This is a genomic window from Paramagnetospirillum magnetotacticum MS-1 (assembly GCF_000829825.1).
Taxonomy (GTDB): domain Bacteria; phylum Pseudomonadota; class Alphaproteobacteria; order Rhodospirillales; family Magnetospirillaceae; genus Phaeospirillum; species Phaeospirillum magnetotacticum.
Map to the genome: position 1 here is coordinate 1 of NZ_JXSL01000018.1, position 2,531 is coordinate 2,531.

Here is a 2,531-nt window from a genome sequence, read left to right on the forward strand (position 1 = left end):
GACCAGTTGCCCATGATGGTGTCGGTGCCGTCGCCACCGATGAAGGTGTCGGTCGAACCATCATTATTGCTGATCAGGAAGGTATCGTTGCCAGCCCCGCCAGACATGGTGTCGGAACCCGCCCCGCCGCTGATCGTGTCATTGCCCGAGGTGCCGGTGATGGTGTCGTTGCCAGCCCCGCCGTCGATGACGAAGCTCTTCACCGTCATGCCCGAGAAGTCCAGCTCGTCATTGCCGGACCCGCCCTGGATGGTGTTGTAGGCAGGCGTCCCGTCGCCGCCGTCGATGACCTCGATGCCCTGAAGATTGGCCAGGTGGTTATCAACCTTCAGCGTGTCGTAGGACCAGTTGCCCATGATGGTGTCGGTGCCGTCGCCACCGATGAAGGTGTCGGTCGAACCGTCGTTATCACTGATCAGGAAGGTATCGTTACCGCCACCGCCATACATGGTGTCGGAACCGGCCCCGCCGCTAATCGTGTCATTGCCATCCACGGTGGTGCTGTGGAAATCCACCGACATGGATGAGGTCGTCACATGGGTCGAAGTGCCGTCGACGGTCTGGACCGCGATCCCCACATTGAAGGGGGTGGCGTCAGCGACATTCGCGGTAAGACCGTGGAGATCGCCTGCGGACAGCGTCCAACTGCCATCGGCATTGTGAACGCCAGCGGACAGATTCGCCCCATCCGGCAGACCGGTCAGTGTGATGGTGCCCACATGCTCGCCATTGACCGTGGCCGAGGCGTCGATATTCAGCGCCACGTTAAACGGCCCGCCGGAGTTAGGGCCTGCGTCGCCATACAACACGTCATTACCGGCACCACCGGTCAGGGTGTCGTTGCCTCCGCCACCCACCAGAGTATCGGCACCCGCCGTCCCGGCCAGAGTTTGCGATGTATTGGCGCTGCCATAGGTGATGCTGACATCCGGTGCCACGATACGGGCGTCGTCAGCCACCGCGCTCACCTCGAAGCCCGCCTTGCCGGGCGCCTCGCCGCCATGGCCGTCGGCAACCGTATAGGTCAGATCAACATGGCCGTTGAAGTCTTGGTTGGGCGTGAAGGTATAGGTGCCGTCGTGATTGTCGGTGATCGTGCCATTGGAGGCAGAAAGATTGCTCACCGAAAGCGTATCGCCATCCACGTCCGAAGCATGACCCAGCAAATCCCCGGCCTTGATGGTCACCGAGCGATCCTCGGTCCCGGAGGTTAGAGTCACGTCCCCGCTTACCACCGGGCCGTCATTGACCGCCGTCACATCGAACTTCGCCGAGCCCTCGGTATTGCCGCCATGGCCGTCCGAGATGGTGTAGGAGAGATCGACCTGGCCGTTGAAGTCGTGGTTCGGGGTGAAGGTATAGGTACCGTCGTGGTTGTCGGTGATGCTGCCGTTATTGGCATGCAGATTGGTTACCGACAGAGTATCGCCTTCGATGTCATGAGCCTGGCTCAGCAGATCACTGGCCCGGATGGTCACGGAGTTATCCTCTGTCCCGGCAGCAAGCGTCACCGCGCCGGTGGTCGGGCCGTCATTGGCGCCATCCACCGTCACGGTGACGGTCTGGGTGGTGCCGTCCGCCGTCTGGACCTCGAAGGTCTTGGTCAGGTGGTCATTGGCGCCCAGCGCCTGCACCGCGGGGGAATCGTTGTTCAGCGTATAGGACCAAGCCCCATCGGTGCCCACCGTGAAGGTGCCATGGGCATCGGTCACGCTGGATTCCTGGAAGCTGGTCGCCGAATCCACATCGGTGGCGTTGAGGTCGCCGCTGGTATTGAGAACCCCGTCCTCGCCGACACCGCCACGGGTGTCGCCGGTGATCACGGCGGCGTCATTGGCGCCGTCAACCGTCACGGTGACGGTCTGGGTGGTGCCGTCCGCCGTCTGGACCTCGAAGGTCTTGGTCAGGTGGTCATTGGCGCCGAGCGCCTGCACCGCGGGGGAATCGTTGTTCAGCGTATAGGACCAAGCCCCATCGGTGCCCACCGTGAAGGTGCCATGGGCATCGGTCACGCTGGATTCCTGGAAGGTCGCCGCCGAATCCACGTCGGTGGCGTTGAGATCGCCGCTGGTCTTGAGGACTCCGTCCTCGCCGACACCGCCACGGGTGTCGCCGGTGATCACGGCGGCGTCATTGGCGCCATCCACCGTCACGGTGACGGTCTGGGTGGTGCCGTCCGCCGTCTGGACCTCGAAGGTCTTGGTCAGGTGGTCATTGGCGCCCAGCGCCTGCACCGCGGGGGAATCGTTGTTCAGCGTATAGGACCAAGCCCCATCGGTGCCCACCGTGAAGGTGCCATGGGCATCGGTCACGCTGGATTCCTGGAAGCTGGTCGCCGAATCCACATCGGTGGCGTTGAGGTCGCCGCTGGTATTGAGAACCCCGTCCTCGCCGACACCGCCACGGGTGTCGCCGGTGATCACGGCGGCGTCATTGGCGCCATCCACCGTCACGGTGACGGTCTGGGTGGTGCCGTCCGCCGTCTGGACCTCGAAGGTCTTGGTCAGGTGGTCATTGGCGCCCAGCGCCTG

At 63.3% G+C, this 2,531-nt stretch carries 1 protein-coding gene; it reads right to left on the reverse strand.

Features of this window, described 5'->3' with window-relative positions:
• A partial coding sequence (locus CCC_RS22370) for a VCBS domain-containing protein (protein ID WP_160295501.1) occupies positions 1–2,531 on the reverse strand: 2,531 nt, incomplete at both ends.